The sequence below is a fragment of the Alcanivorax sp. HI0083 genome, from assembly GCF_001635175.1.
On sequence record NZ_LWFX01000670.1, the window covers coordinates 1 to 298 of the forward strand.

Annotated in this window: 1 protein-coding gene; it reads right to left on the reverse strand. The window is 52.7% G+C overall.

Annotation, left to right across the window (positions count from 1 at the left end):
- On the reverse strand, positions 1-267 hold a 267-nt coding region (locus A3754_RS06665), incomplete at its 3' end, for an acyl-CoA dehydrogenase family protein (protein ID WP_255363121.1).
- Between the last annotated feature and the right edge of the window lie 31 nt (positions 268-298).

A 298-nucleotide genomic window follows, 5' to 3' on the forward strand; every position in this document is an offset into this window, starting at 1 on the left:
CGCACGCAGGAAGTTATAGCGGCGACTGGCCTGATTAAAAATTTGCTCCCCAATGGGCTCCTCGTTATCCCATGGCAAAGACATCAAACCTCCGATTTCCACCATCGCTTGGGAAACCCTTTGCTGTAGTTCCGTGCCTTTGATTTTCAGTCCTGACGATTCTGGGCCGAACGGCTTGCCTTCATCTGTGGCAGCAACGGTGCGAAAGTTGGTGTATTCCAGTGCCATAAGATCGACTTCCAAGCCAGCCAACCGACGCACCGCCAACTGCTTATCTGTTTCCGTTGGTAGCGCATCG